The 16,118-nt window shown below is 50.4% G+C and carries 18 protein-coding genes and 1 other annotated feature; of the genes, 2 read left to right on the top strand and 16 right to left on the bottom strand.

Features of this window, described 5'->3' with window-relative positions; translation table 11 throughout:
- Window positions 1-61 precede the first annotated feature (61 nt).
- The 13 genes from BMX45_RS18240 to BMX45_RS18295 all read right to left on the bottom strand — a co-directional run bounded on the left by BMX45_RS18240 (window position 62) and on the right by BMX45_RS18295 (window position 10,894).
- The gene (locus BMX45_RS18240; protein WP_090910913.1) at window positions 62-1,102 is read right to left on the bottom strand and encodes an NAD(P)H-dependent glycerol-3-phosphate dehydrogenase; all 1,041 of its coding nucleotides are present in this window, start codon (window positions 1,100-1,102) and stop codon (window positions 62-64) included.
- Window positions 1,095-1,721 carry a glycerol-3-phosphate 1-O-acyltransferase PlsY gene (gene plsY / locus BMX45_RS18245; RefSeq protein ID WP_090910914.1) on the bottom strand — a complete coding sequence of 209 codons (627 nt, stop codon included), beginning with the start codon at window positions 1,719-1,721 and terminating at the stop codon, window positions 1,095-1,097. Before plsY ends, BMX45_RS18240 begins: the two co-directional genes overlap by 8 nt.
- A gap of 11 nt (window positions 1,722-1,732) precedes the next feature.
- Window positions 1,733-3,055 carry a ribosome biogenesis GTPase Der gene (gene der / locus BMX45_RS18250; RefSeq protein ID WP_009595099.1) on the bottom strand — a complete coding sequence of 441 codons (1,323 nt, stop codon included), beginning with the start codon at window positions 3,053-3,055 and terminating at the stop codon, window positions 1,733-1,735.
- Window positions 3,056-3,266: 211 nt separating this feature from the next.
- Window positions 3,267-4,484 carry a 30S ribosomal protein S1 gene (rpsA, locus tag BMX45_RS18255; RefSeq protein WP_090910915.1) on the bottom strand — a complete coding sequence of 406 codons (1,218 nt, stop codon included), beginning with the start codon at window positions 4,482-4,484 and terminating at the stop codon, window positions 3,267-3,269.
- A 120-nt stretch (window positions 4,485-4,604) separates the two neighbouring features.
- Window positions 4,605-5,195 (bottom strand): lysophospholipid acyltransferase family protein, encoded by a 591-nt coding sequence (locus tag BMX45_RS18260; protein ID WP_090910916.1) that lies wholly within the window; start codon window positions 5,193-5,195, stop codon window positions 4,605-4,607.
- Between the two features lie 21 nt (window positions 5,196-5,216).
- Window positions 5,217-5,891 (bottom strand): (d)CMP kinase, encoded by a 675-nt coding sequence (gene cmk, locus BMX45_RS18265; protein ID WP_175495144.1) that lies wholly within the window; start codon window positions 5,889-5,891, stop codon window positions 5,217-5,219.
- A gap of 182 nt (window positions 5,892-6,073) precedes the next feature.
- The gene (locus tag BMX45_RS18270) at window positions 6,074-6,304 is read right to left on the bottom strand and encodes a DUF5359 family protein (RefSeq protein WP_254778132.1); all 231 of its coding nucleotides are present in this window, start codon (window positions 6,302-6,304) and stop codon (window positions 6,074-6,076) included.
- 122 nt (window positions 6,305-6,426) lie between these two features.
- Window positions 6,427-7,089, bottom strand: a complete 663-nt coding sequence (locus BMX45_RS18275) for a flagellar brake protein (RefSeq protein ID WP_090910919.1) — start codon at window positions 7,087-7,089, stop codon at window positions 6,427-6,429.
- A 210-nt stretch (window positions 7,090-7,299) separates the two neighbouring features.
- On the bottom strand, window positions 7,300-8,649 hold the full coding sequence (gene ypeB / locus BMX45_RS18280) for a germination protein YpeB (protein ID WP_090910920.1): 1,350 nt from the start codon (window positions 8,647-8,649) through the stop codon (window positions 7,300-7,302).
- Window positions 8,650-8,738: 89 nt separating this feature from the next.
- A complete protein-coding gene (locus tag BMX45_RS31380; protein WP_009595221.1) occupies window positions 8,739-8,885 on the bottom strand; it encodes a hypothetical protein in 147 nt (48 codons plus the stop codon).
- A 72-nt stretch (window positions 8,886-8,957) separates the two neighbouring features.
- Complete coding sequence (gene prsW / locus BMX45_RS18285; protein ID WP_090911039.1) at window positions 8,958-9,653, bottom strand: glutamic-type intramembrane protease PrsW; 696 nt, start codon at window positions 9,651-9,653, stop codon at window positions 8,958-8,960.
- Between the two features lie 56 nt (window positions 9,654-9,709).
- Entirely contained in the window at window positions 9,710-10,321 is a 612-nt protein-coding gene (locus BMX45_RS18290) for a genetic competence negative regulator (RefSeq protein WP_090910921.1), read from the bottom strand.
- A 201-nt stretch (window positions 10,322-10,522) separates the two neighbouring features.
- A complete protein-coding gene (locus BMX45_RS18295) occupies window positions 10,523-10,894 on the bottom strand; it encodes a hypothetical protein (RefSeq protein WP_090910922.1) in 372 nt (123 codons plus the stop codon).
- A 93-nt stretch (window positions 10,895-10,987) separates the two neighbouring features.
- Between BMX45_RS18295 and BMX45_RS18300 the strand changes: the two genes are divergently transcribed.
- Window positions 10,988-11,914 (top strand): polysaccharide deacetylase family protein, encoded by a 927-nt coding sequence (locus tag BMX45_RS18300; protein ID WP_090910923.1) that lies wholly within the window; start codon window positions 10,988-10,990, stop codon window positions 11,912-11,914.
- A gap of 52 nt (window positions 11,915-11,966) precedes the next feature.
- Here BMX45_RS18300 and BMX45_RS18305 read toward each other — a convergent pair whose 3' ends face one another.
- Genes BMX45_RS18305 through BMX45_RS18315 form a run of 3 tightly spaced genes read right to left on the bottom strand, consistent with a single transcriptional unit; the run spans window position 11,967 to window position 13,778 of the window.
- Window positions 11,967-12,785, bottom strand: coding sequence for a metallophosphoesterase (locus BMX45_RS18305; protein ID WP_090910924.1), 819 nt, complete (start codon window positions 12,783-12,785; stop codon window positions 11,967-11,969).
- Window positions 12,782-13,192 carry a hypothetical protein gene (locus BMX45_RS18310; RefSeq protein WP_090910925.1) on the bottom strand — a complete coding sequence of 137 codons (411 nt, stop codon included), beginning with the start codon at window positions 13,190-13,192 and terminating at the stop codon, window positions 12,782-12,784. The genes BMX45_RS18305 and BMX45_RS18310 overlap by 4 nt, the downstream gene beginning before the upstream one ends.
- Window positions 13,179-13,778, bottom strand: a complete 600-nt coding sequence (locus BMX45_RS18315) for a CPBP family intramembrane glutamic endopeptidase (RefSeq protein WP_015734505.1) — start codon at window positions 13,776-13,778, stop codon at window positions 13,179-13,181. The genes BMX45_RS18310 and BMX45_RS18315 overlap by 14 nt, the downstream gene beginning before the upstream one ends.
- A 225-nt stretch (window positions 13,779-14,003) precedes the next feature.
- Window positions 14,004-14,233, top strand: a binding site (T-box leader).
- A 193-nt stretch (window positions 14,234-14,426) separates the two neighbouring features.
- On the opposite strand from BMX45_RS18315, the gene serA reads away from it, so the two are divergent.
- Window positions 14,427-16,019, top strand: coding sequence for a phosphoglycerate dehydrogenase (gene serA, locus BMX45_RS18320; protein ID WP_090910926.1), 1,593 nt, complete (start codon window positions 14,427-14,429; stop codon window positions 16,017-16,019).
- Window positions 16,020-16,118 lie beyond the last annotated feature (99 nt).

Here is a 16,118-nt window from a genome sequence, read left to right on the forward strand (position 1 = left end):
CCACCCCTCCTCCGACATCCTCACATCAATATATGAGTCAATCCTCGGAATGGTGAATAAGCTAGGTGTGCCACTGCTCCCAAGTTTCGAGCGGCATCATTTCCATCTCGGTCTTGGGATCGCGGCCCATTAAGGCTTCCACGGCGACGCGGGGATTCCGGTCTTTAAACAACACATGGTACAGCTGGTCGGCAATCGGCATCTGCACTCCGTATTTCTCGGAAATGGCATGCGCGGCTTTGGTCGTGCGTATTCCTTCCACCACCATCCCCATGGACGCGAGAACCTCATCGAGTTTCTTGCCCTGACCCAGCATCGATCCCGCACGCCAGTTCCGGCTGTGCTGGCTCGTAGCGGTAACCACGAGGTCGCCGATCCCGGCAAGCCCGGCAAACGTCAGCGGATTCGCGCCCATCTCCATGCCGATTCTCAAAATTTCTGCCAATCCCCTCGTAATAAGCGCCGCCTTGGCGTTGTCGCCGAAGCCCAATCCGTCGGACATGCCGGCGCCCAAAGCGATAATATTCTTCAGCGCTCCGGCCAATTCCACGCCGATCATATCCCGGTTCGTGTACACTCTGAAATACGTGTTCCTAAACAGATCCTGGGCGTCGGCGGCCGCCTGGGCGTCCAAGGATGCCACGACGACCGTTGTAGGGCAGCGTCTCACCACTTCCTCCGCGTGGCTGGGTCCTGATAGTACGACTACGCGACCTTCCTCGCAGCCCAGCTCTTCGGATATAACGGTCGACATTCGCTTCAAGGATTCAATTTCGAATCCTTTGGTTGCGTGAATCACCAGCATATCTTCGCTCCAATACTGCTTCAGCTGGCCCGAAACCTCCCGCATCGCGGACGATGGTGCAACGATAACCACGGCAGCAGCCGACGAGACCGCCTCTTCCATATCGGTCGTGGCGCGAATGTTCGAATGCAACTCCACCCCGGGCAAATAACGGTTGTTGGTATGCAGCTCGTTGATTTCACGGGTCTGTTCCTCCGTTCTCGTCCAGACGACAACATCCAGATCATTCGAAGCGAGAACACTTGCCAAAGCGGTTCCCCAACTGCCTGCCACCAGAACAGCGACTTTGTCAGACAACGCGCTTCCCTCCTTTGTCCTTTCCTTTTCCGGAACCAAGCTTGTTTTCACGTCCCTGTACAAGCTTCACGATGTTCGAGCGATGACGCCAGAAGGCGAATACGCATATGATCAAGCTTGTCCAAAAGATCGGCCAGGAATAATCCGCGATCAAGAGGAAAACAGGGGTTAGCACTACAAAAATAAGGGAACCCAAAGATACATAACGGGTAAAAACAATGGATAGAATGGCGATAATGCCTGCTATAAGCGCTGGAATGAAGCAGAGCGTAGCAAGCACCCCAATGGCGGTTGCAATTCCTTTGCCGCCTCGAAAGCGGAAGTAAAGAGGCCAATTATGACCTATGATGGCGGCAATGCCGCATAACCCCGGCAGCCACGCATTGTCTCCCCCGAGAGATCGTCCGATCCAAACCGCAGCGATGCCCTTAATTACATCCAATGCCAATACCAGAATGGCAGGTCCTTTTCCCAGGACGCGAAGGGTATTGGTTGCCCCGGCGTTGCCGCTGCCATGCTGACGAATGTCGATCCCTTTCAGGATTTTGGCAAGCAGTACGCTAAAGCTTACCGAACCAAGTAAATAACAAACTACAATCGCTACGATCTCCAGAATCAAGCTATTCTCCCCTAACTCTCATCAGACTTTCTTCGAGTAAATATCCTGATGGGTGTACCTTCAAAGTCAAAAGCGGCCCGAATCTTGTTCTCAAGGTAACGCTCATATGAGAAGTGCATCAATTCCGGATCGTTGACGAATACGACCATGGTCGGCGGCTTGACCGCCACCTGCGTTGAATAGTTAATGCGCAATCTTCTTCCCTTATCCGTTGGAGGCGGATTGATCGCAATCGCATCGGATATGACATCGTTAAGCAGATGCGTCTGCACGCGAAGGGAATGCTGATCGGCCACATGTTTAACGACAGGCAGCAGCTTCTGCAGACGCTGCTTCGTCTTGGCCGACAAGAATACAACCGGCGCATAGGTCATGAACAGGAAATGGTCCCGTATCTTTTTCTCGAACTGCTGCATCGTCTTGTCGTCTTTCTCGACCATATCCCATTTGTTGACGACAAACAAAGACGCCTTACCGGCCTCATAAGCATAACCGGCGATATGCTTGTCCTGCTCGATAATGCCTTCTTCCCCGTTGATGAGCACGAGAACGACATCCGCCCGCTCGATGGCCCGCATAGCCCGCATGACACTGTATTTCTCAGTGGTTTCATACACTTTTCCGCGTTTGCGCATGCCTGCCGTATCGATGAGGACGTAGCGCTGCCCGTCTTTCTCGAATGGCGTATCGATCGCATCGCGGGTCGTGCCCGCAACGTCACTGACAATGACGCGCTCTTCACCCAGAATGGCATTGACGAGAGAAGATTTGCCCACATTCGGTCTGCCGATCAGGGCGACACGAATAACATCCTCGTCATATTCGTCGTCTTCCAGTTCCGGCAGGTTCTCGACGACAACGTCCAAGAGATCGCCGATCCCTGTGCCGTGGCTGCCTGATATCCCGACAGGATCGCCAAATCCGAGGGAATAGAATTCATAGATATCATCAGCGCGCTTCAAATTATCCACTTTGTTTACGCTGAGTATGACAGGCTTGCCGGAACGGAACAGAATCTGTGCAACCTCCTCGTCCGATTGGGTAACCCCCGTCTTCGCATCGCACATAAATACGATGACATCCGCTTCTTCAATCGCAAGCTCGGCTTGCATGCGTATGGATTTCAAAATCATATCATCGCCGTCGATTTCGATACCGCCTGTATCGATGACGCTGAACGCTTTACCGTTCCATTCGGCACTGCCGTAAATCCGGTCACGGGTAATCCCCGGTTTATCTTCAACGATGGCTAATCTGTCGCCGATCAATCGGTTAAATATGGTGGATTTACCGACGTTCGGCCTTCCGACGATAGCCACTACGGGTCTTGCCATAGTCACTCCTCCTGTCAATTCTTACGATTATCATCATAGCAAAAAACGTTACAATTGGCTAACCTTTCATCTGCATTTCTATTATGCTCTACCCCATGTTACAACATCCGTAAACGTTCGTCCCCTAAAAAAACAAAGGGCGAACCCAGGTTTCTGGGTTCGCCGACTTCGTTATGATAGGTCAATAGACCGAACAAAACTGTTCCCGGGCTTACTTGAATTTGCTCAGCTTATCGCCGAAACGCTCGCCAAGCGTAACGCTCATGCCTTGGTTGTTCAAAGAAACGTTCGGGTTGTCTTTCAGGTCGATTTTAGGACCTTTGGACGGTTTTTCAGCTCGTGGAGCTTGAGCTGGCGCTTCTTCGGTTTCCTTGATGCTCAGGCTGATACGCTGCTCGGAAGTGTTGATGTCAAGTACTTTAACCTGAACTTCTTGGCCTTCCTTCAGTACTTCTTGCGGAGTACCGATATGCTTGTGGGAGATTTGGGAGATATGAACCAAACCTTCTACGCCTGGTGCCAATTCAACGAAAGCTCCGAAAGTAACCAGACGTTTTACGACGCCCGTTACGATGTCGCCCGTGTTGAATTGCTCGCCAGCTGTTTCCCAAGGACCCGGAGCAGCCGCTTTGATGCTGAGGCTGATTTTGCCTTTTTCAGGATCCACTTTCAGCACTTTCACGCGCACTTGATCGCCTTCGGACAATACATCGGATGGCTTGTCAACATGGCTCCAAGCGATCTCGGATACGTGAACCAAACCGTCTACGCCGCCAACGTCAACGAATGCGCCGAATTGCGTGAGGCGTTGCACCGTGCCTTCAAGCACTTGTCCGTCTTGAAGCTCGGACATCACTTTTAGTTTGTTCGCTTCGAACTCTTCTTCCAGAACGTCCTTCTGGGAAAGAATCACTTTGTTGTTCTCGCGGTCCAGCTCTTTCACTTTTACGCGAAGCGTGCGCCCTTTGTAGTCGCTGAAGTCTTCGACGAAATGACGCTCGACCATGGAAGCAGGAATAAAGCCGCGTGCGCCGACATCGGCTACGAGTCCGCCCTTAACCACGTCAGCCACCGTTACTTCGAATACGTCCTGGTCCGCAAAATGCTTCTCAAGCTCTTCCCAAGAATTCTCGGTGTCGATCGCACGCTTGGAAAGAACCAGGCTTTCCTTGTCGTCGTTGATGCTAACGACCTTGCACTCTACCTCTTGGCCAACCTGAACCGCATCCGATGCATTATCAAGCTGTACAGAAGACAGTTCGCGAACAGGAATTACGCCGTCATATTTATATCCAATGCTTACGTAAGCTTGGTTGTCCTCCAGTTTGACGATCGTCCCTTTCACGGTGTCCCCTTTTTTCAAGGATACGATTTGGTCCAGCTGCTCTTGGTTTTCAGCAGCCTCTTGATTTCTTGTTTCTTCCGACATGTCAAATAACCTCCTCAATTCAAACCCCATTTATTTAAACTCGCATTCGCGAAGTTCAAAACATAATTGCTGTAGTATCTTTCCAACCTTCCCATGCTTTTTATGCATGGAGCGTATAAATCAGTTCTCGGTTGGTTTGCCGCTGGCCCGCATTTCGTGAATCTTGGCCATGATCAATTCGGTTGCCCCATCCAGTGCCTCCGGTGATTTGTCACCTTCGAACCGGGACAGGTCCACGGGTGCGCCATAGATGATTTTTACCTTTCGGAACGGCTTATAGTCTCCAATGATGGCAGCCGGTACAACCGTTGCCCCACTGCGGAGAGCGAAGCTTGCCGCGCCGCGTTTCGCCGCGGTTGCGTCCGAATTGCGCGTGCCTTCAGGGAAGATTCCCATTATCTCGCCCGAACGCAAGATCGTAAGAGCCGTTTTGATGGAATCTTTACTTACTCCGCCGCGCTTGACCGGAAAGGCCCCCAGCTGGCGAACCAGCCATCCGAACACCGGAATGTTGAACAGTTCGGCTTTGGCCATGAACTTCACCTGGCGCTTGACGTGAATGCCGACAGAAATCGGATCTCGAATGCTAATGTGATTGCTGCAGATTAGCACGCCGCCTTCCGAAGGTATGTTATGTACGCCGACAGATTCGAATCTGTAGAGAATAGCGAACAAACCGCGGACCACCGCTCTGCAAAAAACGTAAATCATGCCTTTTTCTCCCCATCCCCATTAAGTTTCGCAATATGAAAGAATCGCTTCGACAACCTGATGGATATCCATATGCGTCGTATCCAGTATGATGGCGTCCTCTGCGCATCGGAGCGGGGACACTTCACGTTCCTGGTCCAGCCTGTCGCGTTCTGCGATATCTCTTTCCAATTGTTCCAGCGTTATGCCTTCATCACTTAACTCATGGAAGCGGCGGAGCGCACGTTCCTTGACACTGGCCGTCATGAAAATCTTGACCTCAGCATCCGGCAAAACCGTCGTGCCGATGTCGCGTCCATCCATGACAACGCCCTTATCCAGCGCCATTTGCTGCTGTAAACGGACAAGCTTTATTCGCAAACCTTCGATTCGTGCATATTGGGATACCACTGCACTAACCTGATGTGAACGAATATATGGCGTGACGTCTTCCCCGTTCAGCCAAACCATTTGACCATTTTCATTCGGTTTTAATTCAATCACCATGTTTTGTGCATGTTGAAGCACTTTTTCGGGATTTTCCGGAGAAATCCCTTGGTTCAGCATGAACCAGGTGACTGCCCTGTACATGGCGCCGGTATCTACGTAGATGTAATGCAGCCTGCTGGCTACCATACGCGCTACCGTGCTTTTGCCCGCGCCTGCCGGACCGTCGATGGCTATATTAATTCTGTCGCGATAACCTGTCCCCTGCATAACCAACGGGGCATTCCTCCTCAAACATATACCTCGTAATCGAAAGGGCTTACCATCCGATCAGGGACGGGATCACCGTTCCTCTAGTGAAAATATATAAGAAAGTCCGAGATAAACAAGGCACGATCTCATATTTCAAGAAAAAAGCAGGCGCCCGCCTGCGACGTGAAAATTATACCACACTAGCTAGAGCGATGCAAAAGAGAAGGGGTGTTTTCTCCCATCCAATCGTTTACATTTGGCTCATGAACGGGAACACCCTCCATCTGATGAACCGGCGAAAGGTAGGGCCGGCTTGGCTCATAATGCAATAGCAGCTGGACGATCACCAAAGCGAATGCGAGCCCTATCAGCAGCTTAAGCAGCACTTGACCATATCGGTCATGAAGAGCTTGCCCTTTATCCCCGGTCATGGGATCCTGCCTAGTTTTTCGGCGCAGCTGATTTTGATCGTTAGATGACTGGGACATAAGCACACGGTCCTTCCGAGACAAATTTTTCCGCTAGTGTGCCACCAGCTTGTCCATTTAATGCATCAACGGTTGCGAAAATCAAACTGGCGCTCAAAGCAATAACGAATCAGCTTCTGGCGCTCCATATCTACGATCTGATTAAATTTCAGCATGACGATGCTTCGATTGCCCGGCAACTGCTTGACCCTGACAACTTCGCCTTCAAAAGGGACATGCTCCACCGATCCGTTCTTGAACGGAATAAGGATCCAGCAGCTTAACAAGCTCCCTTCCGCAAACGATTTGTCAGGTTCCAGGTAAAAGGATACCCCTCCTCCGCCTACATCATCGGTTTTGGTCAACAGCTGCGTGCCGTCTTTAGCCATCACCGCTACCTCGAGCTCGGCTTGTACCCTTAGAAAGCTCCTTCTCTGCACCTTCGTGATCTGATCCGGCTCCGGCTTTTTGATGCGAACCAGGCGTATAACGTCTTCATGGTGACTCAGGACATAAGAATTGAAGAAGTTCTTGACTCCGCCCTCCGTCAAAAAAAAAGCGGAAAGCTCGTCCCCAATATACAGCTTCTTCAGCCTGCCCGTCCCTTCCTGAAGCGGAACCTCCATATACATCGATTCGTCATCCATGTCGGAAATGCGGGATTTGTAAACAATGTTGGCTTCCTTCTCATCCCCCGTATCCAACTGGATATAGAGGACGTCGTTGATCTTTGGATACAATGCGCTCACCCACTAATTCATCATAATCATTATTTTCCATTATATCACGGGATGACCGGGACCATGGGATAAAATCTTCGAATCCGGTCGATTCAAGTCTTTCACAGGGATACAGATGTATTCCTCATACACTATACTGGCTGCTTTGCAGCAGTTCTCCACAAGAAAAAGCCGATTCAGGAAATCGCCTGAACCGGCTTGTATTACATCAAGAAACGGCTATTTAATTCCTGCCTGCGCATCCTTAACGACCTCGACCGTCTCTTCCAGGCCCGTATCCGCATTAATGTAGATCCGGTATTGGGAGCCGTTGATGCGTCCGCCGAACTCATAACACAGCACATCCTCGGAACGGTCGTTTTTGATTAAGGCCTTGCGGTGGTAGAGCACCTTGAATTCAGGGTTCAGAACCTTCTCCGCTTCGGCGAGGCTGAGCTTTGGCTGCGGGATATCGCGCTTTACCTGATGCTCGTAAACAAAGTCGCTTGCCTGAAAACCGATGACCTCACCGTTATCCAAGGCCGAGCGCACGGTGATTTTCTCAGGATAAATCAGCACGCCGTCCTCTTCGCGAACAAAAGAGAAGTTGGCCAGATTGTCGTATTGATCGGCCGATACGACCGTCATGTCGGAATAGCCTTTTTTCGTCAGGAATTGCTGGGCTTTGTCGATGGCATCCTGAACGGATGCTCTCTTCGCGCCGACATTCCGTTCATCCGTGTAGGAGATCAGCTGTCCGCCTTTTTCGGTGAAATCCATGCTGAGCATATGGCCTTTCGGGTGTTTGACTTTGGCCGTGTAGGATACCCACTCGGTACCGCTACCGTTCTTCGTCACTTGTACGTCGGCTTGATTGCCCGTGTCGGAGAATTTGAGCGCCTTGCGCTTCACATCCTGCTCCGAGACCGGCATGCCTGCCAGCTGCTTCACGGATCGTCTGTCATAAATGCTGCTTACCGATGGACCCCAATCAAGCTCAGGGTAAGCTTCTACTTTTTTATCCACCGTTTTGAATCCGTCAATAATCGAGTTATCTTCGACTTTATTCGTAGCCAAGGCGGTTTCTACATCCATCCAGCGCAGACTGTTGGCGATGACCTTGTTCTGCACATGCTGCAAATCCTTCGTGATTTCGCCGGAGTTGGCGTATAACGATTTCAACGTTTTGACTTCATTTTCGCTAAGCGGCTCCTTCGTTAAATCGCGAACACCTGTTTTGTAGGCAAAATTCGATATCCGGGACAGGAACTCTTCGGTTTTGTTGAACGGAAGCAGCGTTAGCGGCAGTTGGCTGATTTCGTTCTGCGCCTGGCTGGTCAGGCGCCATACATTCATCAGCCCCTTCCGGTGCATCCCTTGGGAAGTCGAGCTGACCGCAAGCGTATTGCCGAGCTCGGCATGAATCCTGTCCATATTGTACGACAAGTCATGAAATGCCCGTTGGTATTGGTTCTCGGCGTTAATCAAGATGGCGTTCTTCTCTTTATTTTCTTGATATCCCCAAACCAGAGCCCCGATCAATAATATGGTGGCTACAGGAAACAGAATAGCGCTTAATCGTTTGTACATGATGCGATAGTCTCCTTTCTTCTACTCACTGCCGTTAGTTTGACTAGAAGAAAGAAGTCTTATGCATCCCTGAATCATTCCTTCGTCAATTAGAAATCTTCCTCAATATCGAAGTGATCCCGGTTGTTGCACAGGCACTGCTTAAATCCGGTTTCGATCCGGCCCTGCTCCTTCTTTCCGCGCAATACGAATCGCTCACCGCAATCCTTGCAAAGAATTTTCACTTTTACACGCAAAAAAGGCACCTCCCTTTCTATGATTCCCAGGCTGTCAGCCAAGGTCTATAGAATGAAGTGTGCCCTGATTTGTTACGTATTAACCTCTTCCTCCCGATTAATGAAGCGGAAAGGAGAGCGGTTGTTCGCTCTGGAGATTTTGCCCATGCCGCCATACCACAGCAGTACCATGAGTGGAACGATAAACCATACCCATGTGTGGGTCAGCAAATTCAGAATCAGGTCATAAAGACCATGCCACATCCAAGGCAGAACCATGGACAGCACGAGGAAGAATCTTCTTCGTTTCCCTTCCGTGAACCTCGCATGTCCCATGTAGTATCCCATGATGACGCCAAACATTGCGTGTCCCGAAACGGGCAGCAGCGCCCGCATGAACATCGGGCCGAAGGCTGCCTGGCTGTACCAGGCGTAAAGCAAATTCTCTACCGTAGCAAATCCCAGCGATATCGCAACTGCATATAATATGCCGTCATAAGGCTCGTCAAATTCCGTATGGTTAAAAATAATATGATACATCACGAACCATTTTAAAAATTCCTCAACGCCCGCCGAAACGAACAGTGAGTTGACTACCGGATTGTCGCCTAGCCATAGTATCATTCCCCGCTGCAAAATCATGACCGGGAAAACGATCAGAACCCCTAGCATGAACACTTTAATCACCATGTGCAGGGGTTCTTGATCATACCTGTCTTTCAGGTAAAAATACGTGAGCAATGCGAGTCCCGGCGCCAAAGCTGACGCAATGATCGAGAACACCAGCACTGAAATTCCCCTTCCGTTGTTGCGGGCCTGAAGTCCGGCACGCACGCCCACATCCATTATTGCTGACGCTGGAAGTGTGTACAGATAACCTCAACCGCTTGCTGAGGCATCACTTTCTTCCCGTATTCCTCCAGCATAGCCTCCGTCACCGAAGAGGATTCGCCGAACTCGGCCAGCATTGCAATAATAGCCGGCAGCTTCTCGCTATCCAATTCCTCGGGTTCGAAGTACAAAAACCATTTATCCATATAGTGATAGAGCTTGCCCGCTCCGCCTACAAGGTCCTTCAACATATGCGATGCTTCAATGAGCACTTCAAAATCCTGAAAAACATAGACGATGGTATCACTTTGATCCAGCGTTACTTCCATTTCATAAATCTCGTCCGGCATATCTTCTTCGGACAAGCCGCCGAAATGATGATCGTATTTCCCTCTCGTCACAATAACCACCATGCCTTGGGCAGGCAGTGCAAACACCTCAACGGCAAGAGGTCCGGTGGCATCAAATCCGAGTTCACTGTATGCCTGATCCATCATCTCCGTAAACAGGTCATAAACTTTCGGTATTTCCTGCCACATCTCTTCCTTCTGGATCCCACGCTCACTCAGATCGTCAAACGTGAGGAAAATCCGTATCTTATCTTGACTCAAACGCTCTATTTTCATGACAGGATCCTCCTTACGTAAACAAAAGTTTATAACAAATTATGATGTCTGGATTATGACGTGATAAAAATGGTTTTATATAATTGATTTTATCATTTAATACCCACAAATGCACGTAAATATGTAGCTTAAGAAAAAAGAATCATTCACAGGGATTCGTGAGGCCGTTCCCCGAGAATGATTCAAAAAGGTTGATGCCGTTTACAAACCCGGTATGACGGTGTGGGTCTCTTTCAAAATCTGTTCGACTTCGTTCTTCACATCAGGGTTGTTTCGGATGAAATCCTTGACCTGCTTCAGGTTGGCAGCCTTCGAATGAGTCGATGCCTGTACCCCTGCAGTTCCATGGGAATGAGTGGAATCATGTCGGCCTGAACTGGGAGACACGCTTTCTCGGCTGGAGCCGCTAAACTGGCTCTTGTTGCCTTGAATTTTACGCATCGCGGTATTTGCAAACCGGCCAAGATTCGCGTCTTTCATCATCGAGGAGAAGAACATGCTGTTTTTGCGGGAAATCATCCGGGATGCAACGGCACCGATAATGACACCATATAGAAATGACGAAGTCTTCACAAATGATACCTCCTTCTATGATAAACTCGAGTTTATTGTTCTCGCACCGCCAGGAACTCATGCTACATAAATACAGGAAAGTGAGATGGAATCATGGTTAGAACACGAACAGTCCTTCTGTTGGCCTGCTGCCTGATGCTCAGTGCATGCGGCAGCAACGGCGCTGCTCAGAAGCAAGGCGCGGCTATGGAAGGCGGTACTACCCAGACAACGCAGATAAACGAATCCGCCGGACAGGTGTCCCCTCCGAAAGAAAACACCGATCCATCGGCCGAACAGGGCAAGCCCGAAGACCCGTCCAGCACGAGCTCGAGTGAATCCCCGGATTCTCCGGACCCGTCCGAAGAGGCCGTCAAGGATCCGGAATCCGAGGCTCCGTCCGAACCGAAATACCACATGAATAAGGTGTACCGAATCGTACCCAACGATGAATCCGTACCCGAAAAGGTGGTGCTGCTCACATTTGACGATGGTCCCAAGGATGAAAAAATGATCAACCGCATGATCGATACGCTCGACAAGCATAAAGCCAAAGCCATTTTCTTCGTGAATGGATACCGCGCGAAGGAACATCCCGAACTGTTGAAGCTGATCCATGACCGCGGCCAAATCATCGGCAATCATTCCTGGGATCATATCGACCTGAAAAAGGAAAGCAAACAGAAGGTCGAGAAACAGATCGGGGACGTCCAGGAAATCGTCAAGGAAGCGACCGGAGCGGAACCGAAGTTTTTCCGGCCTCCGTTCGGCTCCGGCGGAGATACCGTCAAGGAAGTCGCACTGGAGCATGACCTGCTGTTTATGACTTGGTCCAACGGTTCCCTGGATTGGGAAAGCAAAAACAAAAACAAACCCGATGCCGTTGTGAGCAACGTGCTCGAGCAGCTTCATCCCGGCAGCAATATTTTGATGCATGAGCTTCCATGGACCGTAGAGGCGCTCGATTCCTTGCTGACCAAGCTCGAGGACAAAGGGTATGGATTCGTGGATCCGCAATGGATCGAACCTAAAATAAGATAATCCGAAAAACCGGAAAAACCTTAATTCTGCCGTCTAACATCCGACGATCGAATTAAGGTTTTTTGCGTAATGCAATCACATGATACTCCGCCGGACATTTCAAGCGCAGCGGAATATGGGAAGTGCCGAATCCCCGGCTGATCAGCAGCCTGGAGGAGTGGACAGACTCGCCTGCCTTCCTCGGCAGCGTATACCATCCGGATTTAAACTTCTTGTAAAAGCGCTCCAGACGAACGGCTCCGGCAATCGGCAGCACAATTTGTCCTCCATGGGTATGGCCTGCCAGCAGGAGATCCCCGTGCGTTTCTTCTTTGCCTTTGAGCCATATCGGATCATGCACCAGAATGATGTGATACTGGTTTTCCGCTGCATGTCCCCGGAATTTCGAATACGGATGTTTCCTGCTTGCCGGCTGCCTGACTCCGCTAAGAACAAGACACTCGTCATCCCGCTTCAACGTGACGGTCTTGTCATTCAGCAGAATGACCCCGCTCTCCCGCAATACCTTGCGAACGGCGTCCTTGCCTGCATACAGGTCGTGATTTCCCAGTACGGCATACACGGGAGCGATGCGGGCCAGAACCGACATGTTATGTCTCAACCGCTCAAAGGGCACCCCTTTTTCGGTAATATCTCCGCCCAGGAGCACGCAATCCACCGATGATATATTGGATAATAGCTTCTCTTCAGACAATTGTCTGCGATGTATGTCGGTGATGAACAGCATCCGAAACCCGTCAAACGACCGCGGAATACGTTCGGATACCACTTCCTCTTCACGCAGCCGATAGCCCCGGGCTTCAGCCCTCATCCAGCCGATTGCGCCTGCACCGAGTGCCGCAGCACCCGCTATCCACATCAGCACACTCATAATATCTCCTTTAACAATTCCCTTAATGGAGGCGCTCCGATAAGTCCCCACCACAGAAGACCTACCATCAACAATATGAAGATGACAATTAATGAGTTCACAAACCACTTGCTCATTCTTACGCGATAGGAGGAATATGTATTCGTTCGTTTAGGCGCCGAAACCTCTTCCTCTATCGGATTCTGTTTTGACCTTGTCGATCTGGACCGGCTTAATCCATCCGCCGCGCTGCCGCCCCGCGTCTTCGGTACCGCAGTGCTTGCCGGAGCTTGGGGTTTAGATCGACTCCGATTCCCTTCTGCCTGCAGCGGCTTTTCCGCCGCTCTTTTTTCCGATTGAGCCGATGACTTGTTCTTCCGGCCTTTATTTCGGCCCTGATGCCGTTGCATTCTGCTAAGCTCGTTCATGTTCCTCTTTCCTCCGAAACCGTATCAACATTCCCGATATGAAATCTATCAGAAAATGACACAGAATTGGCGCCCAAATGGTACCCGTTTGTATATAGACGTAACCCAGACCGTAACTGCTCAAGAAAACCCATCCAGTCGGCAGCCAATGCTTTAAATATCGGACATGGATCAGCGCGAACAGGATGCTTGTCCAATAGGGTCCGAACGCATGCTGTATCGCTCCGCGAAACAATAATTCCTCGCAGATGGACACGATCAGGGCGATAACGAATATATGCCAAACCGGTCTTTTCCTGAACAGCATTTCATTGATCCCGCCGTCGTCCATGCTATCCTCCGACACAAACCGGGACAATACAAAGTCCACTGCCAGCATCGCTGCAGCAAGTCCGAGACCCCAATAAACAAACTCGATTTCCTTCGGAAAAACAAATAATCCGAACGGATTCCGGTTCTGAAACAAAATCCAGATCAAACCGACGATAAGCGTCAACGCTTGCGTAAGATACAGGTTGATGAGCAGCAGCCGATCGTTCAGCTGGTGGGCTTCGATTCTTTTAACGCGTATTTTAAATTTTTTCATAGAAGATGGGCCTGTCTTTCATCTTGATTTTTAAGATATCTTCGTGTACAACCACACTAATATAAGTATAATTTAATCATAGGCGGGCATATGCATCATAGCAAATTAACGGCATGACATTCAAGGCTATCCCTTGTTTCTTCCCCTGCTCCTAGGCGGTTGGCCTAAATAAACACCTATTGACACAATGTTAGAGCCATGATACATTATGAAAAAATTAATCTGTGAAAACCGATGACGGAAAAGAGAAACCGTAACGTCCTCAGAGAGCCGATGGTTGGTGCAAATCGGTGGCGTAAAGTATTCTTGAGCGTTCCTGAGATATTTCGCTGAAACTTGGAGTAGGCGCAAATCGGATGATATCCGTTACCAATCATGGTCTGAACAGACCGCTTGAGGCTGCCGCATCTTGGCAGCGAATAAGGGTGGCACCACGAATAACTCTCGTCCCTTACTACGGAGGTAGTATGCGGATTGAGAGTTTTTTATGTTCCTGTCTCTTTGCCACGACACCGCGTCAAACCTGTATAGACCTCTTGCAAGCTTTATCGGAATCTCTGGTGTATAACGGAGCGCGCGCTAAGCGTAATCCTTATTCAATATTGCAGTACCGCATTTTATAGTGGATTTTAAGGAGGAAGAGAAACCATGTTTAAAGTATTGGTATCGGATCCGATCAGCGATTTGGGGATCCAGCAGTTAATGGAGGCCGCCGATGTGCAGGTAGACAAAAAAACCGGGCTTAACGAAGACGAGCTCACTGCCATTATCGGTGAATACGACGGACTCCTCGTTCGGAGTCAGACGCGGGTTACAGAACGCATCATGACTGCAGGAACCAATCTCAAGGTGGTTGGCCGCGCCGGCGTTGGCGTGGACAACATTGATCTTGAAGCGGCAACAAAGCGCGGAATCGTTGTTATTAATGCACCTGACGGCAACACGATTACGACGGCAGAGCATACGTTTGCGATGATGATTGCCCTCGCCCGCCACATCCCTCAAGCTTATGCCAAAACGGTAGGCGGAACCTGGGACCGCAAATCCTTCCTCGGCGTAGAGCTCCGCAACAAAACGCTGGGCGTTATGGGCATGGGACGGATCGGCAGCGAGGTGGCTAAACGCGCCAAGGCTTTCGGCATGAACATTCTGGCCTTCGATCCGTTCCTGACGGAAGAACGTGCGGATAAACTGGGCGTAAAGCTTTCCTCCGTGGATAATATAATCCGGAACGCTGACTTCATCACGGTTCATACTCCGCTTACGCCGGAGACGCGCCACATGATCGCCAGACCGCAATTCGAGGTCATGAAACGTGGCATGCGGATCGTAAACTGTGCCCGTGGCGGCATCATCGACGAGCGCGCGCTCGTGGAAGCCATCGATGAAGGCATTGTAGCCGGAGCCGCATTTGACGTATTCGAACATGAGCCGCCTGAAAGCGATCATCCGTTCCTGAACCATCCGAAGGTTATCGTCACTCCGCATCTGGGTGCATCCACTGTTGAAGCCCAGGAGAACGTTGCGATCGACGTTTCCGAGCAAGTGCTGCACATCCTGCGCAACGAGCCGTTTAAGAATGCGGTCAACTTCCCGCTTGTAGCCGCAAGCGTCATGAACAAGCTGCAGCCTTACTTCTCGCTCGGCGAGAAATTGGGCAGTGTAGCGGCCCAGATCACCGCACACGCGGTAAAGGAGATTCACGTAGATTATGCAGGCGAGCTAGCTGAAGTCGATACGCAGGCCCTGACCCGGTACATCGTGAAAGGCGTGCTGGAACGCCACCTCGGAAACGAAGTGAACATTGTCAACTCCATGCATTTGGCGAAGAGCCGCGATTTGCATGTCGTTGTGTCGCAGACGCCAAAAACCAAAGACTTCACCAATCTCGTTACCGTTACGCTGAAAACGCAAAACGGCCTGGAACGAATCGTGGCGGGTACGCTTCTTCTGGGATACGGCGAGCGAATCGTCCGTCTGGATAAATTCCCTGTCGATATCTCTCCGGAAGGCCATCTGATTCTGATCTCCCACAACGACAAACCGGGCATTATCGGACGTGTCGGAACCCTGCTTGGCGAGAACGATGTCAACATCGCCTCTATGCAGGTGGGACGTAAAGTGATCGGTGGCGAGGCCATCATGCTGCTGACGGTGGATAAAGACGTTCCCAAGGACGTTCTGATCAAGCTTACCGGCTTGTCGGAACTCAACACGGCGCAGCAAATCGCGCTAGGCTAAACTTTAATCCAAGAGGTTCATCATTGTTCCACGTAGAACAAGATTAACCCCTTTATTTCAACAAAAAAACACGCTCCTTGCGAGCGTGTTTTGCCTTTT

The sequence above is a fragment of the Paenibacillus sp. cl141a genome, from assembly GCF_900109305.1.
GTDB lineage: Bacteria > Bacillota > Bacilli > Paenibacillales > Paenibacillaceae > Paenibacillus_AQ > Paenibacillus_AQ lautus_A.

Bases quoted from the DNA above. Each gene is read 5' to 3' on its own strand.
- der (WP_009595099.1), bottom strand. From the start codon at position 3,055: ATGGCAAGACCCGTAGTGGCTATCGTCGGAAGGCCGAACGTCGGTAAA.
- rpsA (WP_090910915.1), bottom strand. From the start codon at position 4,484: ATGTCGGAAGAAACAAGAAATCAAGAGGCTGCTGAAAACCAAGAGCAG.
- BMX45_RS18260 (WP_090910916.1), bottom strand. From the start codon at position 5,195: ATGATTTACGTTTTTTGCAGAGCGGTGGTCCGCGGTTTGTTCGCTATT.
- cmk (WP_175495144.1), bottom strand. From the start codon at position 5,891: ATGCAGGGGACAGGTTATCGCGACAGAATTAATATAGCCATCGACGGT.
- BMX45_RS18270 (WP_254778132.1), bottom strand. From the start codon at position 6,304: ATGACCGGGGATAAAGGGCAAGCTCTTCATGACCGATATGGTCAAGTG.
- ypeB (WP_090910920.1), bottom strand. From the start codon at position 8,649: ATGTACAAACGATTAAGCGCTATTCTGTTTCCTGTAGCCACCATATTA.
- BMX45_RS18290 (WP_090910921.1), bottom strand. From the start codon at position 10,321: ATGAAAATAGAGCGTTTGAGTCAAGATAAGATACGGATTTTCCTCACG.
- BMX45_RS18300 (WP_090910923.1), top strand. From the start codon at position 10,988: ATGGTTAGAACACGAACAGTCCTTCTGTTGGCCTGCTGCCTGATGCTC.
- BMX45_RS18305 (WP_090910924.1), bottom strand. From the start codon at position 12,785: ATGAGTGTGCTGATGTGGATAGCGGGTGCTGCGGCACTCGGTGCAGGC.
- BMX45_RS18310 (WP_090910925.1), bottom strand. From the start codon at position 13,192: ATGAACGAGCTTAGCAGAATGCAACGGCATCAGGGCCGAAATAAAGGC.
- BMX45_RS18315 (WP_015734505.1), bottom strand. From the start codon at position 13,778: ATGAAAAAATTTAAAATACGCGTTAAAAGAATCGAAGCCCACCAGCTG.
- serA (WP_090910926.1), top strand. From the start codon at position 14,427: ATGTTTAAAGTATTGGTATCGGATCCGATCAGCGATTTGGGGATCCAG.